The sequence below is a fragment of the Tistrella sp. genome (assembly GCF_002684955.1).
Taxonomy (GTDB): domain Bacteria; phylum Pseudomonadota; class Alphaproteobacteria; order Tistrellales; family Tistrellaceae; genus Tistrella; species Tistrella mobilis.
In genome coordinates, this window is record NZ_NYWI01000063.1 from 13,601 (window position 1) to 33,081 (window position 19,481).

Genomic DNA, 19,481 nt, shown 5'->3' on the forward strand with positions numbered 1-19,481 from the left:
CATGCCCCGGGGATCGGCCTGCCACCGCCTGCGCCTCGCCCTGATCGGGATGCTGTTTCTGGCATCCCTGCTGGCGGGGGGCGGCGCGGTGCGGGCCGCGATTGCCGCAGAGGCACCGGCGGTGATGACCGAAGGCATCGGGGCCGGGGTCGACCTGGCGCCCTATACCCGGATCCTGCCCGATCCCGGCGGCGGCATGGATCTTGAGGCGGCGCGCCGGGCCACCGGCTGGAAGGCCACGCCGAACCGGGTTCTGCGCTTCGGCTACGCCCCCGACATGGCCTGGTGGGCCCGGGTGACGCTGACCAACCCCTCGGCCCGCACCGCGCGGGTGGTGCTCGATCTGGGTACGTCGCAGCAGGATTATGTCGACTGGTACGTCACCGACCCCCAGGGTCGGGTGCTGCTCGCCAACCAAAGCGGCGACCGGCGGCCCTTCGACAGCCGGCTTATGCCCTATCGCGATCTCGTCTTGCCCTATCATCTGCCGCCGGATGCGAGCGTGACGGTCTATCTGCGCTTCGACACTCATGACGGCCTGTTCGCGATGATGCCGTTCAGGCTCTATGACTATACCGGCTTCTTCGTGGCTTCCGGACGCGAAAGCCTGCTTTTGTCGATGTTCCATGGCGGGCTCGCGGCCCTGGCCTCGTTCAATCTTCTGGTCTTTCTGGTCACCCGCCAGGGGCCGGTCGGGCTTTATGTCCTGCATCTGCTGGCGGTGCTGGCCGGCAGCGTCAGCTATCGCGGCTATGGTTTTCAGTATATCTGGCCGGATCTGCCGGTTTTCGGCAATGCCATGACCGCCGGATCGATCATCCTGGCCTTCGTGACCGGCAGCCTGTTCGTGGTGCGCTATGTCCGGCTGCATCGCCATGTGTCGATGATCACCCGACGGGCGGTCAGCCTGTTGATGATCGCGGCCCTGTCGGGGCTGGTGCCGCTGGCCTTCGGGCAGTATGTGCTGGCGGTTGCGTTCAGCCTGATCGGCCTGCTGCTGGTGGTGGTGGTCTATCTGCTGAACGTCCATCTGCTGTTCAAGGGCGTGCGCGAGGCCCGCTTCACGGTGCCGGCCTTCTTCGCCCTGATCGTCGCCGTGGCCCTGCACTATCTGGAGCTGAGCGAGTTGCTGCCGGCCAGCGGTTTCCGGATCTGGCCGCTGATCGCGGGCTCGTCGATCGAGGTGATGCTGCTGGCCTTCGGCCTGGCCGATTCCATGAACCAGCAGCGGGAGCGCCGCTTCGCCGCCGAACGCCGGGAAGAGGCCGCCCGGCTGCACATGGCGGAGATCGAACGCGAGGCCAGCCACAAGGCACGCCATGACGAACTGACCGGTCTTCTGAACCGCCGGGCGGCCGAAGACTGGCTGGAAACGGCGGTGGAGCGCGGCCAGCCGGTGGCGGTTCTGCATCTGGGCCTCAGCGATTTCGGTGCGGTGAACGAGGCGATCGGCCATGCCGGCGGCGATGCCGTGCTGCGCCAGCTGGGCCGGCGGCTGGAGACGGCCCTGGCGCCGGGGGAAATCGCAGCGCGCCTGCTGGCCGATGAATTCCTGGTGCTGATGCCCGGGACCGACCAGGCGCGCGCGATGATCGCAGCCGATCGCATCCAGCGGCTGTTCGCGGTGCCCCAGCAGGTGGGCGGCACCGACATGTCGATCGCCTGCCGGGTGGGGATCGTGATCCATCCCGACGACGCGCGCACGGCCGAGGATCTGCTGCGGCGGGCGGCGATCGCCATGCAGGATGCGGCGCGCCTGCCGCGGCGGATCCAGCTCTATCAGGCCGGGCGCGACGACGACCATCGTCGCCGGATCGCCCTGATCCGCGACTTGCGCCATGCGGCGGAACATGGCGAGTTCCGGCTGCTCTATCAGCCCAAGATCCATGTCGCCACCGGCCGGCTGGTGGCGGCGGAAGCGCTGATCCGCTGGCAGCATCCCACCTATGGCATGATCTCGCCGGCCGAATTCATCCCGCTCGCCGAGCAGAGCGGTGCCACAAGCGGCATGACCCGCTGGGTGATCAGAGAGGCGGTGCACCGGATGCGCAGCTGGCGGCTGGCCGGGCTCGATATCGGGCTGTCGGTCAACATCTCGGCCCTGGATCTGGATGATCCGGATCTCGTGGGCTTCGTCGGCCGCAGCCTGGAGGCCGAGGGGATCGCGGGCGGGCGGCTGACGCTGGAGGTGACCGAGAGCGCGATCATGACCGACCCCGACCGGTCGCGCGCGGTGCTGGAGGGGCTGAGACTGAGCGGCGTGACGATCTCGGTGGATGATTTCGGCACCGGCTATTCCTCGCTCGCCCATCTGAAGCGGCTGCCGGTGCAGGAACTGAAGATCGATCAGTCCTTCATCCGCGATCTGTCGGCGGCGAGCGAGGATGCGGTGATCGTGCGCTCCACCATCGGCATGAGCCACAATCTGGGGCTCTCGGTGGTGGCCGAGGGGGTCGAGAGTGAGGAAATTCTCACGCTGCTGGGCAGCTGGGGCTGCGATGTCGCCCAGGGCTATGCCATCGCCCGGCCGATGGATGCCGCGGATTTCGAACGCTGGGCGGGGCACCGCATGGCGGCTGCGCGCGAACAGGCGGCAGCCGCCGACCTGACACGGGTCAGAACCGTCCCCGGTGATCAGGCGTCCCAGCCCGGCTGACGGACGCCCTCACCAGCTCATGTCATGGCGTCTCAGTTCACGGCTTCCTGCGGCGTGCGACGCCGGGCGGCCATGGCGGCCGCGGCACGGCGCAGCCTCAGCGTCCACATGGTGATCATCGGCAGGGTGACGGCCGCCGGCGCCATCCAATGGGCGCCATCGGCGATCATGCCGCCGCCCAGCCCCGCGAAGGGACGGTGCAGAACCAGGGCGAGCGTGACGGTGGCGGCCAGCGCGCCCAGCATACGCACCATATGCCGGCCGACCCGCACCCGGCCCGGTTCTTCCAGAACGTCCTGAACCGCCAGGAAGGCGCCGACCAGGCCCAGAACCGGCAGGGCGACATTGGCTGCAACCGGCATCACCGCCGCCAGCGCCGGGTCGACCTCGCGGCCGATCATGCCGGTCAGCCCGGCCATCACGGTCAGAAGGCCGGTGCCGATCACCACGCCCGACATCATCCGGTCGGCGGTGGACGGCTCGGCGGTCTGTCGGGTGTTGGCCCGCCAGCCGGCGATCAGCGTATAAATGGCAAGCAGGGTGACGATCAGCAGCAGAACCGAGGGCTGTACGATCGCAAGCCCCAGCCCGGCCAGGATCGAAATGCCCATCAGCACGCCAAAAATCCGGCTCATCGGCCGGATGCGTGCATCCTCGTGCGGCAAAAGAGCAAGTCTGAAGGCGGCGAGCACCGCAGCCGCGGCTGCGGCGGCCTCAATGGCCAATAGTCCGTCGACAACCATGGTTTGCCCCTCCCGATGTCCCGTCTTTGCCCCGCCGTCTTAAGGGGTCATATGGGGCCCCCGGAACACTGAGCAAGCGTAAACCATCTGTTAACCATGATTTTTATATCAAGGATTTTGACGGTTTTTTATGTAACCGAGGTAACCGGCTGATTTCGCTGCGACTCCCGATAATGTCACGGCAGGGGCCGCCATACGGGGCGTCTGCCACTAAAATGACATGCGGTGACCGGTTCCGCCGCCGCCTCTGCGGAACCGGTCAATGATCGGGCACCGGTCCTCAATCGGCCGGACGGTCCAGATCCACCGCCGCCAGCGCCGCCTCCTGACGGCTGGTCAGGGTGTTGACATCGAAATCGTCGATCAGATCGCGGAACATCCGGTGCCAGTTGATTTCGGCCTTCAGATGCAGGAAGACCGATCCCAGCCCGATCGCGGCCCGGTCCATCAGCACGAATTCGCGCGGCGGGGTCACCCCGCCCAACCGCTTCAGTTCGGCATGGACCTTCTCGGCCACTGCGCGGCCGTACTGGCCGCTGCTTTCCTCCTGGATCCGCTGCACCCGGTCTTCCAGCAGCGGCCGGTAGAGGAAACCGGCCCAGGTGTTCAGCACCTCGAGCAGGGTCTTGTCGATCTTCTCGAAACCCCAGGCGCGGTAGGCTTCCACCGCCAGCTCGTCGTCCTTGCGGTCGAGCGCGTGATAGAGGTCGATCACCCCCTTCACGAAGCCCGGCCGGAACACACGGATGCAGCCGAAATCGAGCAGGTTGATCCCGTAATCCTCGGGGCGGACGGCGTAATTGCCCAGATGCGGGTCGCCATGGATGACGCCGTACTCGTAGAAGGGCACATACCAGGCCCGGAACATGTTCATGGCGATCCGGTCGCGCACCGTCTGATCCGCGTCGCGGAACGACATCAGCCGCGCGCCGTCGAGCCAGGTCATGGTCAGCAGCCGCTTCGTCGACAGCTCCGGCAGCCAGTCGGGCACATGCACATCGGGTTCGTCCCGCAGCATATGGGCATAGAGCCGCATCTGCCGGCCCTCGCGGCCGTAATCCAGCTCTTCCCTGAGCCGCGCCGACAGTTCGGCATGGATCTGGTCGGGGTTGATCGCCCGGTCATAGCGGCGGTAGATGCCGAAGATCAGCTTCAGCTGACGCAGATCCGCCTCCACCGCCGAGGCCATGTCGGGATATTGCAGTTTGCAGGCAAGCGCCCGGCCGTCATGGGTGGTGGCCTTGTGGACCTGCCCCAGAGAGGCGGCGGCCACGGCCTCGCGTTCGAAGCTGCCGAACCGGCTGCGCCAGTCGGGCCCGAGTTCGGTCGCCATGCGCCGCTTGACGAACAGCCAGCCCATCGACGGCGCATCGGCCTGAAGCTGGGCCAGTTCTTCGGCATATTCGCGCGGCAGCGCGTCGGGGATGGTGGAGAGGATCTGCGCCGCCTTCATCAGCGGCCCCTTGAGCCCGCCCAGGGCTGCGCGCAGATCCTCGGCATGCCGGCCGCGATCCAGCGGCAGGCCGAACAGGCGCTCGCCTGCCAGCCGGGCGGCCAGACCGCCGACACCGGTGCCGACCCGGGCATAGCGCCGGATCCGGCCGCCCAGGCGATCGTCTTCGTCGGACACTCCCGCCGCCCCACCCGGGGCGGCGGTATCGTCATGAGAGGTGGGCGTGGTCATGGGGGAGGAGGCTCCTTCCGGGCAGGCGGCGCCGGAGGCCCGGCAGCCGGGCCCTCAGAGACCCGCCGCCGCGACTTCCGCTTCCAGACGGTCGATATAGCCCTCGATCAGCTGAAGGCCACGGCTCCAGAACGCCGGATCGCCGGCATCCAGGCCGAAGGGCGCCAGCAGTTCGCGATGATCCTTGGCCCCGCCGGTGGCGAGCAGGGTGCGGTACTTGGCGACGAAATCCGGATCGCCCTGTTCGTGCACGGCGTAAAGCGCGTGCACCAGGCATTCGCCGAAGGCATAGGCATAGACATAGAAGGGCGTATGGAAGAAGTGGGGGATATAGGCCCACCAGTTCCGATAATCTTCCGAGAAATCGAAGGCCGGGCCCAGACTTTCGGTCTGAACCTCGAACCACATCCGGCCCAGATCTTCGGGTGTCAGCTCGCCCGACCGGCGCGCGTCGTGGACCTTCATCTCGAAACTGGCGAAGGCCACCTGGCGCACCACGGTGTTGATGATGTCCTCGATCTTCGAGGCCAGCATCAGCCGGCGGCGGGTCGGGTCGGTCTCGGCATCCAGCAGGGCGCGGAAGGTCAGCATTTCGCCGAAGACCGAGGCGGTCTCGGCCAGCGTCAGCGGGGTTTCCGACAGGAACAGGCCCTGATGCGCCGCCAGCGTCTGATGCACGCCATGGCCCAGTTCGTGGGCGAGCGTCATCACGTCGCGCGCCTTGCCCTGATAGTTCATCAGCACATAAGGATGGGCACCCGGCACGGTCGGATGCGAGAAGGCGCCGCCGGCCTTGCCATGGGCGACCGGCGCGTCGATCCAGTTCTCGGTGAAGAACCGGCCGGCGATCTCGGCCATTTCGGGCATGAAGCGGCCGAAGGCGTCGAGCACGATCTCGCGCGCCCGGTCCCAGTGGATCGCGGCATCGGCATCCTGGGGATAGGCGGCGTTGCGGTCCCAGTAGTTCAGCTTCTCCATGCCGAGCAGCCGGGCCTTCAGCGCATAATAGCGGTGCGAGATCCGCGGATAGGCCTCGCGCACCGCCTTGATCAGCGCATCCACCACCTCGTCTTCCACCTGGTTGGACAGGTTGCGCGACGAGATCGGCCGGGCGAAGCCGCGCCAGCGATCCTCGGTCTCCTTGTCCTTGACCACGGTGTTGTAGATCAGCGTCAGCATCGGGATGCGCTGGCCCAGCCCTTCCGAGAAGGCGGCCGCGGCCTTGCGCCGGCGCTCAGGGTCGCGGTCGCCCAGGCGCGAGAGCACGGCGTCCGAGGTCAGTTCTTCGCCGTCGATGGTGAAGCGGGCCGAGGCCCAGCTTTCATCGAACAGCCGCACCCAGGCTGCGCGGCCCGAGACCGACTTCTCCAGCAGCAGCTTTTCCAGCCGGTCTTCCAGCTGATGCGGCCGGAAGGCGCGCTGTCGCTCAATCCAGGGGCGGTAGCGGGCAAGCCGCGGCTCGGCCTCGTAGGCGGCGGCAAGTGCTGCATCGTCCAGCCGGTTGAACTCCAGCACGAAGAACAGCAGCCGGCTCGAAATCTCGGTCAGCTGTTCCGACACCGTCTGATAGCGGCGCCCGGCCTCGGCCTGGTCCAGGCGGGTGACGTGCATCAGCCCGATATAGGACCCGATCCGGCCCATCGCCTCTTCGATGCGTTCATAGGTTTCGATCGCATCGGCGAGGGCCGTGGGCTCAAGCTCGGCCAGGCGGCCTTCATGGGCCGTGGCGAAGGCCTCCGCATCCGCACGTGCCGTGGCGACATCGGCATCGATCGCCGGATCGTCCGGGGCCGCATAAAGATCGTCGAGGCGCCAGCGGGGCAGATCGCCGATCTCGGGGCGAAGGGGCTCGTGGCCGTCGGGCATGGGAAGGCTGCTCCTCAAGGAACCGTGTCGTCATGGTGGACACAATATAGGCCGGCGGGCGGAGCCGACCAACCCGAACGGACATGCGCCACTGATTTCAATGAACCGTCACAGGTCAACCTCAGCCATCAGGCCATCGCGCCGTTGGCGTTGGCCAACTTGGTAAATGGACGTGATACGCTTATCTGATTAAATATGCAGTCTCCCGCGGCCGGCCGGGTTTCCGGCCGCCCGTCCACGGCATCGGAACGGCGCATCCATCATATGACACCCACCATCCTGATCGTCGATGACGACCCCGCTCAGCGCCGGCTGCTGGAGGCGACGATCGGCCGTTTCGGCTATCGGCCCCGGCCGGTGGGCAGCGGCGAGGAGGCGGTGCGCCTGCTGATGCCGGGGCGCGAGCGGGTGGATGCCGTGCTGCTCGACCTCACCATGCCGGGGCTGTCGGGCATCGATGTGCTGAACCAGGTGCGTCCCACCCGGCCGCATCTGCCGATTCTGGTTTTCACCGCCCATGGCGGCATTGATGTGGCGGTGCAGGCGATGCGGGCCGGTGCGACGGATTTCATGGTCAAGCCGGTCTCGGCCGACCGGCTGCAGATCGCGATCCGCCAGGCGCTGCGTCCCGGCGTCGCCGACGATCTGGACGGGGTGGCGCCGCGGCGCGGCCGGCCGATGCCGGTGACCGATATTCTGGGCGACAGCCGGGCGATCCGCGCCGTGCTGGGCCTGGTGGCGCGGGCCGCCAATTCGACCATCCCGATCCTGATCGAGGGTGAAAGCGGTGTCGGCAAGGAGCTGATCGCCCGGGCGATCCATGCCCGCAGCGACCGCGCCCACGGGCCGCTGGTGACGGTCAATTGCGGCGCGATCCCCGAAAATCTGGTCGAGAGCATTCTGTTCGGCCACGAGAAGGGGGCGTTTACCGGCGCGAGTGAGCGCCATATCGGCAAGTTCCAGGAAGCCTCGGGCGGCACCCTGTTTCTGGACGAAATCGGCGAGCTGCGCCCGGATCTGCAGGTCAAGCTGCTGCGCGCCCTGCAGGCGGGCGAAATCGACCCCGTCGGGTCCAAACAGCCGGTGCCGATCGACATCCGGCTGATTTCGGCCACCAACCGCAATCTGTGGGATCTGGTCCAGACCGGTCAGTTCCGCGACGATCTCTATTACCGCCTCAATGTCTTTCCGATCTATGTGCCGCCGCTGCGCGACCGGCGCGACGACATCCTGGTTCTGGCCCGCCATTTCATCCAGCGCTTCGAGGCGGCCGAGGGCAAGCGCATCCGCGGCCTGACCGAGGCGGCGGAGCGGCTGCTGACCACCTATCACTGGCCGGGCAATGTCCGCCAGCTGGAGAATGCGATCTTCCGGGCGGTGGTACTGTCGGACGGCGACATCCTGGATGTGGAGCATTTCCCCCAGGTCCAGCAGGCGGCCTATCGTGCCAACGGCTTCGGCGATACCGCGCTGCCCGGCGATTACGGCGCCGGCCCGCCGGTCTATGCCGTGCCCGGTGGTCAGCCACCGCTGGCGCCGACGCCGGGCGGGCTCGCCTATCCGCAGGCGGGGGGCCAGATGGCGCCTGCGCCCATGCCGGGTACTCAGATGCCGGGCACTCAGATGTCTGGTACTCAGATGCCGGGAGGGCGCCCGATGCTGGTCGCGGCGGGCGGCGGACAGCCGGCCCCGATGATGCCGCAGGGCTTCGCCCAGGCGCCCATGCCGGCGCCGATGCCGCCAGCCCCCCAGGGCCCGCTACCGGCCACCGGCCTGCGCCCACGCGACGACGAGGCCGAGGCGCCGATCCGCGCCTTCGACGAGGCGGGCCATATCCGGCCGCTGGAAGAGATCGAAGCCGACATCATCCGCATGGCGCTGCGCCAGTATCGCGGCCGGGTGAGCGAGATGGCCCGCCGCCTGGGCATCGGCCGGTCCACCCTCTATCGCAAGCTGCGCGATCTGGGTCTCGACGGCACCGATTGAGCCGGCGCAGAAAAGACGCGGGCGAGCATGAGCCCGCCCGCCGCACCGCATCCCCCCGTTCCGGCCGTCAGGCGTAGCGCGCCTGCCGGGTGGTGCTTTTCTGCGCCCGTTTTGCCTCTGCATGCAGCCTGCGCGCCGATCTGACGAGGTCGACCGCGTCCGGCCCCCACATCATCCGTAGAAAATAGCGTTCGATCGGGCCGCGCTGGAGCAGCCAGATCAACGGCATCATCGCGATGCGTGCCGCCAGGATCATCTTCTCCCGGCGCGGCGTCACGCCGCTGTTGCGGCGTGTCTTCGCGGAGACGGCACTCATGGCGATGAGTTTGAACAGGCCTTCCTGGAAGAAGAGCTGGCGTTTGACCTTGCGTTGTGACGGGTGATGGTTCTTCTGAATCGACGATTTCCACAAGTCATGGAAGTCGTCGCCCGTTTCCGGAATGATGCTGAGCGTCTTCGTCACGCCGAAGAGATGGTCATATTTTTTGTAGAGCGCTTTCAGATCTGCCATTGAGGCAGGGAGGTCCGCTTCATCGTGCGGGAACAGGCGGCAGTAGTCGCTGACCTCGCGAATGTAGCGATCCCGTTCCTCGGCCGCGAGGCGCCGCGGAAGCCTGAGGCCCCGGAAGCCGAGGCGTTCATAGACCCAGAGCATGGAATGCATCTCGGTCAGCGCGGCCCACATCGATTCGCGCGGAGAATTGGCCCGGTAGCCGCCGATCTCGGGCGCGCCGACATCGATGACGTCACCGGCCACCTTCTCGTGGACCCGTATCAGGTGCTGAGAGACGCGCCGTGCCGTGTCCAGATCACCCAGCCACATCGGCGCGTGGATGCCCGAATTGCGCTGGGCGCGGTCGAAGACGTCGAACATCGTCAGCTCGCCCCGATGCGCCTTGCGGGAGATGGGATCCCAGTCCCGAACCCCGGCCACGACCGGCTTGTAGGTGAGCTGCAGAATGAACTGAGCCGGCGACTGAAACACGATGACCGCCGGATGCAGAAGAACATCCCAGGCCACCGAGCCCGGGCCGAACACGCCGCGATCCCCGACGTCTCCGAGGCTCGCGACCTTCGGCTGACCATGGCGTCGCCAGCGGCTCGCCTTTCCAAGCAGGCGCTCTCTGGTGACGATGACGTTCGGCCGGCGTTCTTCGGTTTCTGATTGTACGCTCATGGGCTCAGCCTCCCTATTTCCCGTTCGGGAATAAACGATATTCCCGAGGGGGAATATGAGTCAAGGCGCGCGGGCGTGCTGCATCGGCACCGGGGGCGTGATAAGGAAGAGCCTTGCCTGATCACCAGAGCCGGGCAGACAGGGAGCGGGGATGACATGGCAGTGCGGCGAACCCGCCGGCCGGGAAAACGGGCCGGCCTGGATCTTCGGCAGATCGTTCAGACCGCCCGACAGTTCGACATCGCGGATCTGTCCATTCAGTCGCTGGCGGACCGCCTGAACGTCGACCGCAAGGCACTGCACTATCATGTGAAAGACAGGCAGTCCCTTTTCGAACTCGTCGCTCTGGACAGCTTCGCAGAACGCCTGCAGGGGCAAGGTGTCGCGGCCGCCGAAGACTGGCGCGAGGCGTGCCGGGTCTATGCCAGAGAATTCGTGGACAGCGTCACCTCGCTGGGGGAGTTGTCCGAATACCTCTGGTTCAACGAAGCGGTGACCGCCTGGGCGCTGGAACCCGCCGAGGCGCTGTTCGCCCGGTTGAATGCGGCCGGTTTTCCGGACGAAGACGCCGTTCGGATGGTGACCATGCTCGCCACCCTCTGTCTCGGCCATGCGCGCGATATCGTCCAGGCGGGCCGGGAGACGGAACGACCCCGTGCCCGTTCACTCCGCACGGCCCTGTCCGAGGTCGGACCGCCCGGATTTCCCAATCTGGAACGGATCGCCGGTCTGGGGGTGGACACCTATGGCGCGGCGCAGCTGGCCTTCGGCGTCGAACTCTTTCTGGAAGGGGCCGAAGCGGTTCTGAGGCGGGCCCGGGCTGCGGCCGACCGGCCTGCCGGGCTGTGATCGGGGGCCAGGTCGCGGGTCGTGCCGAACGGGCCACGCGCGATAATTTTCCGCATGATTCTTAAGGGTTTCCAGGGGTTTTCTTTCGGAAAATCCTGCAAGATCCGTGCGCTATTCCCCTCGGACAAGGATGTTGCGGCATGGCCCGCATCCATCGTATAACCGGAAAAATAGGTCACTAATGCTGACCTAATTTGATCTGCCGGCAGCCAGGCCGGTCAGCATCAACAAGACGAGCCCGGCCCGGCGCATCGATGCCCGACGCATCGATTGCGGCGAAGGCGGGGCCATCACCCGGGGATCCGCCTCAGGCGGGGACGATGTCGTGTGGAGACGCCGAAATGACGCTGCCCGAATTGTCGCAGGACGATAAGTACACCGTCGAGCGCGGACGGATCTTTCTGACCGGAACCCAGGCCCTGGTGCGGTTGCCGCTGATGCAGCGCCAGCGCGACCTGGCCGCCGGGCTGAACACCGCCGGCTTCATCTCGGGCTATCGCGGCTCGCCGCTGGGTGCGCTCGACCAGCAGCTCTGGAAGGCGCGCAAGCATCTGGAGGCGCATCACGTCGTCTTCCGGCCGGGGGTGAACGAAGATCTGGCGATGACCTCGGTCTGGGGCAGCCAGCAGGCCAATATGGACAACCTGACCCGGCCGGAACATGCGGCGCTGGCGAAATACGACGGCGTGTTCGGCATGTGGTACGGCAAGGGCCCCGGCGTCGACCGGTCGGGCGATGTGATGAAGCACGGCAACATGGCCGGCTCGTCGCGCCATGGCGGCGTGCTGCTGCTGGCCGGCGACGATCACGGCGCCAAATCGTCGACCCTGCCGCACCAGGCCGAATACACCTTCATGGACTGTCTGATCCCGATCCTGAACCCGTCCGGTGTGCAGGAAATCCTGGATTACGGCCTGATCGGCTGGGCGCTGTCGCGTTTCTCGGGCGCCTGGGTGGGGATGAAGACCATCGCCGACACGGTCGACAGCTCGGGTTCGATCGATGTCGATGCCGGCCGGGTGCGGGTTCTGCTGCCGGAGTTCGAGTTTCCGGCCGATGGTGTCCATATCCGCTGGCCCGACGCGCCGATGGACCAGGAATACCGCCACCATCGCTACCGGCTGGCGGCGGTCGCGGCCTTCGCCCGCGCCAACCGGCTGGACCGGGTGGTGATGGACGCGCCGCGCGCCCGGATCGGCATCGTCACCGCCGGCAAGAGCCATCTGGACGTCTGCCAGGCCCTGGACGAGCTGGGCATCGACGAGGCGCTGGCGGCCCGGATCGGCATCCGGCTCTACAAGGTCGCCATGCCCTGGCCGCTGGAACCGGAAGGCATCCGCCGCTTCGCCGAGGGCCTGGAAGAGGTGCTGGTCGTCGAAGAGAAGCGTGCCGTGGTCGAGCCGCAGCTGAAGGAGCATCTCTACGGCTGGCGCGCCGATGTCCGGCCGCTGGTGGTGGGCAAGTTCGACGAGGCCGGCAACTGGATCCTGCCCTCGGCGGGGGAGCTGCGCCCCAGCCGGATCGCCCAGGTCCTGGCCGACCGTCTGGCCCGCTTCCTGCCCGACGAGCCGGGCCTGGCCGAGCGTATCCGTGCCCGGGTGGCGCATCTGCGCCAGCTGGAGGACGCGTCTTCGGGCAAGGCGGCGATCGAGCGCAAGCCCACCTTCTGTTCGGGCTGCCCGCACAACACCTCGACCGTGGTGCCCGAGGGCAGCCGGGCGCTGGGCGGCATCGGCTGCCACTACATGGCGACCTGGGTGATGCCGCGCACCGAGACCTTCAGCCAGATGGGCGCCGAAGGGGCCTCGTGGATCGGCCAGGCGCCGTTCACCACCGAGAACCATGTCTTCCAGAATCTGGGCGACGGCACCTATTTCCACTCGGGATCCCTGGCGATTCGCGCCGCGATCGCGGCCAGGGTCAACATCACCTACAAGATCCTGTTCAACGACGCGGTCGCGATGACCGGCGGCCAGCCGATCGACGGTTCGCTGACCGTGCAGCAGATCGCCCATGAACTGCTTCAGGAAGGTGTGCGCCGCCTGGTGGTGGTGACCGACGACACCACGGCTTACGAGGGTGGCGCCGGCCTGCCGTCAGGAGTGACGGTCCACGACCGCGGCGAACTCGACGCCGTGCAGCGCATGCTGCGCGAGGTCGAGGGCTGCACGGTGATCATCTATCAGCAGACCTGCGCCACCGAAAAGCGCCGCCGTCGCAAGCGCGGCACCCTGGTCGACCCCGACCGTCGGGTGGTGATCAACGATCTGGTCTGCGAGGGCTGCGGCGATTGCTCGGCCAAGAGCAATTGCGTGTCGGTGCAGCCGCTGGAGACCGAATTCGGCCGCAAGCGCCAGATCGACCAGTCGAACTGCAACAAGGATCTGTCGTGCCTGCAGGGCTTCTGCCCCAGCTTCGTGACCGTCTCTGGTGCGAAGATCCGCAAGCCCGCGCCCAAGGCCGCCGATGCCACCCCCTTCGAGGTGCTGCCCGATCCGGAGCTGCCGGCGCTGGGGGCGCGGCCCTATGGCATTCTGGTCGCCGGTGTCGGCGGCACGGGTGTCGTGACCATCGGTGCGCTGATCGGGGTTGCCGCCCATCTGGAAGGCAAGGGCGTCGGCGTGCTCGACATGACCGGCATGGCCCAGAAGGGCGGGGCGGTCTTCACCCATCTGCGCATCGCAGAGCGCCCTGAAGACATCAAGTCGATCCGCATCACCACCGGCGGCGCCGATCTGATGCTGGCGGCCGATCTGGTGGTGGGCGCGCGACCCGATGCGCTGGGGCTGCTGGATCCCGGGCGCAGCCGGGCGGTGATCAACGACCAGGAGCTGATGACCGCGGCCTTCGTCAAGGATCCGGACCTGGTCTTCCCCGGCCAGGATCTGCGTGCGGCCTATCGCCGGGCGGCCGGCCCTGCGGGGGTGGATTTCATCGAGGCCGGGCCGATCGCGACGGCCCTGCTGGGCGACAGCATCGCCAGCAACCTGTTCCTGCTGGGCTATGCCTGGCAGCGCGGGCTGGTGCCGCTGGCCGAGGCCAGCATCCTGAAGGCGATCGAGCTGAACGGTGTTGCGGTGAAGCTCAACCTCGACGCCTTCCTCTGGGGGCGGCGTGCGGCCCACGATATCCGCCGGGTGCGGGATCTGGTGGCGCGCAGCCGGCCGGTGGCCGAAAGCGAGCGGCTGTCGGAAACGATCCACGAGGTGATGGCCCGGCGGACCGATTTCCTGACCGCCTATCAGGACACCGCCTATGCCGGCGCCTATGCTGAACTGGTGGAGCGTGTGCGCCAGCACGAGATGCGGGTGATGCCCCGCAGCACCGCGCTGACCGATGCGGTGGCGCGGTCGCTGTTCAAGCTGATGGCCTATAAGGACGAGTACGAGGTGGCGCGGCTTTATACCGACGGCGCCTTCCAAGACAAGCTGGCGCGGCAGTTCGAGGGCGATGTCAGGCTGACCTTCCACCTGGCCCCGCCGCTTTTCGCCCGGCGCGACAAGACCACCGGCCGGCCGCGCAAATCGAGCTATGGCCCGTGGGTGATGGGCGCTTTCCGCCTGCTCGCCCGGATGAAGCGGCTGCGCGGCACCGTCTTCGACCCCTTCGGCTACACCGCCGAACGCAGGACCGAGCGCCGGCTGATCGCCGAATACCGGGCCACGGTTGAACGGCTGGTCGCGGGGCTGACGCCGGAAAACCATGGTCGCGCGGTGGAGATCGCGAAGCTGCCGATGGACATTCGCGGCTTCGGTCACGTGAAGGACGAGAACCTGAAGCGGGTTCGCCTGAAGGAACGGCGCCTGATGGCCGCCTGGGACAGGCCGGACAGCATGGCCCAGGCCGCGGAGTGATGTGCCTGACCGGCGAAGGCCGGGCCCGGCATGTGCGCCGGGGCCGGCCTTTCGCGCCGGTTTCGCAGGAAAGCGTAGCCACTGGTTTTATCTTCGGCCGGAATTTACACGCTATAAGTGCATCCTGACGTCCGTACACAACGCTCCATCGCCAACGGCTTCGAATGTCGCCATAATGGCCGGACATGTTTCGAGGGCCGGGATAGAGGGCATATCGGCACATCATGAACCTGCGGCGGGACGGTGGAGCGGAGGGTCAGGCGGCGACAGTGACGGCGCGCATGCGCGCCGCACAGCTCGATGCGCTCTATCGGGCCGCGCGGATCGGCATCCTGATGGAGCCGCTGGTCTCGATCTGTCTGGCGGTGCTGATCTGGCCTGCCGCCGCCCAGCAGCAGATCGCGCTCTGGCTGGTGGCGGTCAACTGCCTGGTGGGCCTGCGCTTCGCCGCCATTCAGCGCGACCTGCGCGATGGCGGGGCCGAGACGGAACCCGAACAACGTGCCCTGCCGATCCTGATGATCATCGCGGTCAGCGGCGTGATCTGGGGGCTGGCACCGCTGGTGCTGGCGCCTGCCGCGGCCTCGATCGACATGGCCAAGGTGCTGTTCGCCACCGCCGCGATCGGGGTGGCCGGCACGGTCATGATGTCGTGTCATCTGACATCGGCCCTGGTCTGGCTGGGGGTGACCTCTGCCGCACTGACGGGCGGGCTGGTGATCGCCGGGCGGGTGGATCTGCCGCTGATGCTGGCGATTCTGGCTTCCGCCGCCGTGCTGGCGGTGGGCGCACATTATCTGGCCCGTCTGCTGGATGACGGGCTGCGCCTGCGGATCGAACTGGCCGATGCGGTGCAGGCCGCCCAGGCGGCCAACATCGCCAAATCCGATTTCCTCGCCAATACCAGCCACGAACTGCGCACGCCCCTGAATGCGATCATCGGTTTCTCGGAGATCCTGATGAACGATCGGCCGCGCACCGACGCCCAGATCGACGAGCAGATGGAATTCGCCCGGCTGATCAACGAGAGCGGCGTTCACCTGCTCGACATCGTCAACGACATTCTCGACCTGTCGAAGATCGAGGCCGGCGCCTATAACCTGGACGAAAGCGTCTTCACGCTGGAGAGCATCGTCCGGGCCACCACCAATCTGATGCGCGGCCAGGCCGACAAGGCCGGGTTGAAGCTGGTCAACATGCTGGCACCCGATCTGCCGGCGCTGCGCGGCGACCAGCGGGCAATGAAGCAGGTGCTGCTGAACCTGCTGTCCAATGCGGTCAAATTCACCCCGATCGGCGGCAGCGTCACGGTGGAGGCGCGGATCGCCGAAGAGGGCGGGTTGACGATCGCGGTGGTCGACACCGGCATCGGCATTGCGCCTGAAGACATTAACCGGGCGATGGAGGCCTTCGGACAGGTGGACAGTGCGCTCAACCGTCGCTATGCGGGCACCGGGCTTGGCCTGCCGCTGGTCCGGTCGCTGATCGAGATGCATGGCGGCCGCTTCCAGCTGATCAGCCGGGTGAACGAGGGCACCCGTGCCGAGATCGCCTGGCCGGCGGCGCGTGTGGTGGGCAGCGGCCGGCGGGGGGGTCCGCATTCCGGCATCAGTGACCCGGGGATCGGCGAGCGCGGCGCCGGCGGCCGGCTGGGCGGCGGCGGACGCAGCGTCGAAGGCCCCGGTGGCGACGGCCGGCGACCGGGCCAGGGTGGCATGCCGACGGGCCCCAGCACGGTGATGGGCTGAAGACCATGTCGGGCAGCAGCACCTACCGATCCGACCCGAGGCCGGCTGGCGAGGCCGCGCGCGCCGGCACCGACGTTCCGGCCGGCAGCCTGCGTGGCATCATCCTGAACGGCTTCCGCCATATCGAGCCCAATCTCGTGCCGGTATCGATCGCCGGTGCGGTGATGATGCCGGCCTATTGGATGGTCTGGACCTTCCTCTTTCCCCAGGCTTACGAGAATCTCGGCCTGCGTCTGGCCGGGTCGGTGCTGTGCCTGCTGCTTGCCTTCCGCCGGCGCTGGCCGGCGCGGCTGCAGCCCTGGATCCCGGCGGTCTGGCTGGTGATGCTGGGCTATTGCCTGCCCTTCTTCTTCACCTTCATGACGGTGATGAACGGCGGTTCGGTCATCTGGCAGATGTCGACCCTGACGGCGCTGTTCCTTCTGGTGCTGCTGGTCGACTGGTTCAGCCTGATCATGCTGTTCCTGATCGGCACCGGGCTTGGCGTTGCCATGGCCCTGATCACGGGCCCGCCCGAACACGACGTGGCGATCTATGCCGAATACGCCCCGATCCTGGCCTTCGGCCTGCTGGGCGGCGCGATTTTCAACTACAACGCCGCCAATTCGCGGGCGGTGCGTGAACGGGCGCTCGCCGAAAGCGGCCGGGCTGCCGGGCGCATGGTGCAGACGCCGCTGATGAGCATCCGGACTTCGGCCCGCTCGCTGGAGACCTATCTGCCCGGGCTGGTGCGCAGCCATCGCATCGCCCGCGCCCAGGGCGTGCCGGTGGAAAGCTTCGACGATGCGCATCTCGAAGCCCTGCTGCACGTGCCCGCCCGGATCGACGACGACTGCGCCGAGGTCGCCCGCCGTCTCCAGACCCTGGGGGAGCCGGCCGATCCCCGGCGGCGCAGCTGAGCACCGGTCGGGCGCCGATATTTTACACAAATCGCACTCAAACCGTGTTCGATCGCACAGGCATCGGCGCATGCAGATGATTATGATGAGACGCCGCTGCCCGTCGGGCGGCAGTGAAACAGCGGAACGGGGCAGGCATGATTTCGACGGCGTTTCTGATGCTGCATGTGGGGGCGGGCGCCCTGGCGCTGGCGAGCGGCTTGACCCTGATGGTCCTGCCGGGCAAGGGCAATGACCGCCACCGCCGGATTGGCCGGGTGTTCGGCTGGTCGATGGCGGTATCGCTTGCCGCCTCGGTGGTGCTGGCGCTGGTGAACTTCTCGTCCTTCCTACTCGCCATTGCCGGATTTTCGGCCTATCTGCTCGCCGCCGGCTGGCGTGCCGCCCGCCGGCGCAAGGCGGAACCGGGCATGGCCGACCGGCTGATCGCCGGGCTGATGCTGGGCCTGGCCCTGGTGATGATCGTCGCCGGCCTGACCGGTGCGGTGGGCGGGGCCGCCAATGTCGTCATGCCGGTCTTCGGCGTGATCGGCGGTGCGCTCGCCTGTCAGGATCTGATGGAGGTGAGCCGCGTCGGCCCGCCGCGCATCGCCCGCCACCTTTCGCGCATGATGGGTGCGTTGATCGGCACCATCACCGCCGCCCTGGTCGTCAACGGCCCGACCCTCGGCCTGCCCCCGATCGCCACCTGGCTGGTGCCGACGGTGCTGGTGGTGCCGGCGATCATCTGGTGGAACGTCCGGCTGCGCCGGGTGGCCGCCGGGCGGGGGTGATCCCGCCGGGCGGCCCGGATCGGCTTACGCGTCCCGCGGCGTGAACAGATGCGGCACGAAGCGGCTGCCGACCCCGGTGATCTCGCCCGCATCCTCGCGCAGGCCCATCGCCACGGCCTTGTCGCCGATGATCCAGACGCCCGCCACCGCATGGCCGCCCGGGGCGGGGGCAAGCGGCGTGAAGGCCTGGTAGACCCAGCCCTCGTCGCCGGCGATGCGCGGGCCGGGGCTTGCCTGGCGTACCACGCTGTCGGCCGCCGGCATGCCGTCGGGGCCAAGCGTCACGATCTCGACGCCATCGCCTTCGCGGCCGGCGAGCGGCTTGGCCACCACCCGGTCGCCCGGGGCGAACAGGCCGGGGGCGAACCCCGCCTTCAGCAGCCCCGGATGGTCGGGCTCCAGCTCGTACATGAAGGCCAGGATGCCCTTGGAGAAGAGCTGCTTCCACAGCGGTTCGAACAGCACCAGCCGCCCGGCCTCCACCGCCTCGATCAGGGGCACGCCCCAGTCTTCGCGCAGCATCCATTCGACCGGGTACAGGCTGAACAGCGCCTCGATCGGCGTGCCGTCCGGGTCGTAGAAGCGGCGGTCGCTCTCGTCGAAGGCGATGTCGCCGATCGCGACCAGTTTGGTGGCGAGCCCGGCTTCGGTGGCGATCGCCTGCAGATAGCCGGCCGTCGCCATGTCTTCGGTCACGTCGCCCGCGGTGAAATGGATCGGCCGGCCGGCCATGGCGGCCCCGCGCGCTGCCCAGGCCTCGACCAGCGCCTCGTGCAGGCGGTTGAACTGGTCGGCCTCGGGATGGGTCTCTTCCAGCCAGTGCCACTGGACCACCGCCGTCTCGTAAAGGCTGGTGGGGGTGGCGGCATTGTATTCCAGCAGCGCCGGCGCACCGTCGCCGGTCCAGGCGATGTCGAGCCGGCCATAGACCGGGGCTTCCAGCGGGTCGCCCTCGCGGAAGCGGCGCCAGCTGTCGGCCACCGCCGCCACCGCATAGCCCGGAATGCCCAGCTCCGCCAGACGGTTCTGGGAAACGGCGCGATCGGCGGCGCGGATGGCGAGCGCATGGAAGGCGTCGGCCGCATCCTCGATCCGGTCGATCTCGTCTTCGGTGAAGGCCCAATGGGCGGTCTCGTCCCAATAGACCGTGCCGTCGGGGGAGTGGAAGACGAAGCCCAGCTCCTCTTCCATCCGGCGGGCCCAGTCGGGGCGGGGCGGGTGAGTGACGCGACGCATGGGGAATGTC

At 67.5% G+C, this 19,481-nt stretch carries 12 protein-coding genes; 7 read left to right on the top strand and 5 right to left on the bottom strand.

Features of this window, described 5'->3' with window-relative positions; translation table 11 throughout:
• Position 1: 1 nt before the first annotated feature.
• Positions 2-2,656, top strand: coding sequence for an EAL domain-containing protein (locus tag CMO28_RS19665; protein WP_296716003.1), 2,655 nt, complete (start codon positions 2-4; stop codon positions 2,654-2,656).
• A 32-nt stretch (positions 2,657-2,688) separates the two neighbouring features.
• On the opposite strand, the gene CMO28_RS19670 is transcribed toward CMO28_RS19665, so the two are convergent.
• From CMO28_RS19670 to CMO28_RS19680, 3 genes are all read right to left on the bottom strand, one after another.
• The gene (locus tag CMO28_RS19670; protein WP_296716005.1) at positions 2,689-3,399 is read right to left on the bottom strand and encodes a hypothetical protein; all 711 of its coding nucleotides are present in this window, start codon (positions 3,397-3,399) and stop codon (positions 2,689-2,691) included.
• A 280-nt stretch (positions 3,400-3,679) separates the two neighbouring features.
• Positions 3,680-5,083, bottom strand: a complete 1,404-nt coding sequence (locus CMO28_RS19675) for an ABC1 kinase family protein (protein WP_296716007.1) — start codon at positions 5,081-5,083, stop codon at positions 3,680-3,682.
• 54 nt (positions 5,084-5,137) lie between these two features.
• Positions 5,138-6,949 carry a M3 family oligoendopeptidase gene (locus CMO28_RS19680; RefSeq protein WP_296716009.1) on the bottom strand — a complete coding sequence of 604 codons (1,812 nt, stop codon included), beginning with the start codon at positions 6,947-6,949 and terminating at the stop codon, positions 5,138-5,140.
• 264 nt (positions 6,950-7,213) lie between these two features.
• On the opposite strand from CMO28_RS19680, the gene CMO28_RS19685 reads away from it, so the two are divergent.
• Positions 7,214-8,935, top strand: a complete 1,722-nt coding sequence (locus tag CMO28_RS19685; protein ID WP_296716010.1) for a sigma-54-dependent transcriptional regulator — start codon at positions 7,214-7,216, stop codon at positions 8,933-8,935.
• 67 nt (positions 8,936-9,002) lie between these two features.
• Here the strand turns inward: CMO28_RS19685 and CMO28_RS19690 are convergent, their stop codons facing one another.
• Complete coding sequence (locus CMO28_RS19690; RefSeq protein ID WP_296716012.1) at positions 9,003-10,112, bottom strand: oxygenase MpaB family protein; 1,110 nt, start codon at positions 10,110-10,112, stop codon at positions 9,003-9,005.
• A 156-nt stretch (positions 10,113-10,268) separates the two neighbouring features.
• Here CMO28_RS19690 and CMO28_RS19695 point away from each other — a divergent pair, with 156 nt between their 5' ends.
• The 5 genes from CMO28_RS19695 to CMO28_RS19715 all read left to right on the top strand — a co-directional run bounded on the left by CMO28_RS19695 (position 10,269) and on the right by CMO28_RS19715 (position 18,235).
• Positions 10,269-10,961: a TetR/AcrR family transcriptional regulator C-terminal domain-containing protein gene (locus tag CMO28_RS19695; RefSeq protein WP_296716013.1), complete on the top strand. Its 693-nt coding sequence runs from the start codon at positions 10,269-10,271 to the stop codon at positions 10,959-10,961.
• Between the two features lie 341 nt (positions 10,962-11,302).
• Positions 11,303-14,815 carry an indolepyruvate ferredoxin oxidoreductase family protein gene (locus tag CMO28_RS19700; RefSeq protein ID WP_296716015.1) on the top strand — a complete coding sequence of 1,171 codons (3,513 nt, stop codon included), beginning with the start codon at positions 11,303-11,305 and terminating at the stop codon, positions 14,813-14,815.
• A 281-nt stretch (positions 14,816-15,096) separates the two neighbouring features.
• A complete protein-coding gene (locus CMO28_RS19705) occupies positions 15,097-16,563 on the top strand; it encodes a sensor histidine kinase (RefSeq protein WP_296716017.1) in 1,467 nt (488 codons plus the stop codon).
• Between the two features lie 5 nt (positions 16,564-16,568).
• Complete coding sequence (locus CMO28_RS19710) at positions 16,569-17,462, top strand: hypothetical protein (protein ID WP_062763647.1); 894 nt, start codon at positions 16,569-16,571, stop codon at positions 17,460-17,462.
• Between the two features lie 137 nt (positions 17,463-17,599).
• A complete protein-coding gene (locus tag CMO28_RS19715; protein WP_296716021.1) occupies positions 17,600-18,235 on the top strand; it encodes a hypothetical protein in 636 nt (211 codons plus the stop codon).
• A gap of 24 nt (positions 18,236-18,259) precedes the next feature.
• On the opposite strand, the gene CMO28_RS19720 is transcribed toward CMO28_RS19715, so the two are convergent.
• Entirely contained in the window at positions 18,260-19,471 is a 1,212-nt protein-coding gene (locus CMO28_RS19720; protein ID WP_296716023.1) for a glutathionylspermidine synthase family protein, read from the bottom strand.
• Between the last annotated feature and the right edge of the window lie 10 nt (positions 19,472-19,481).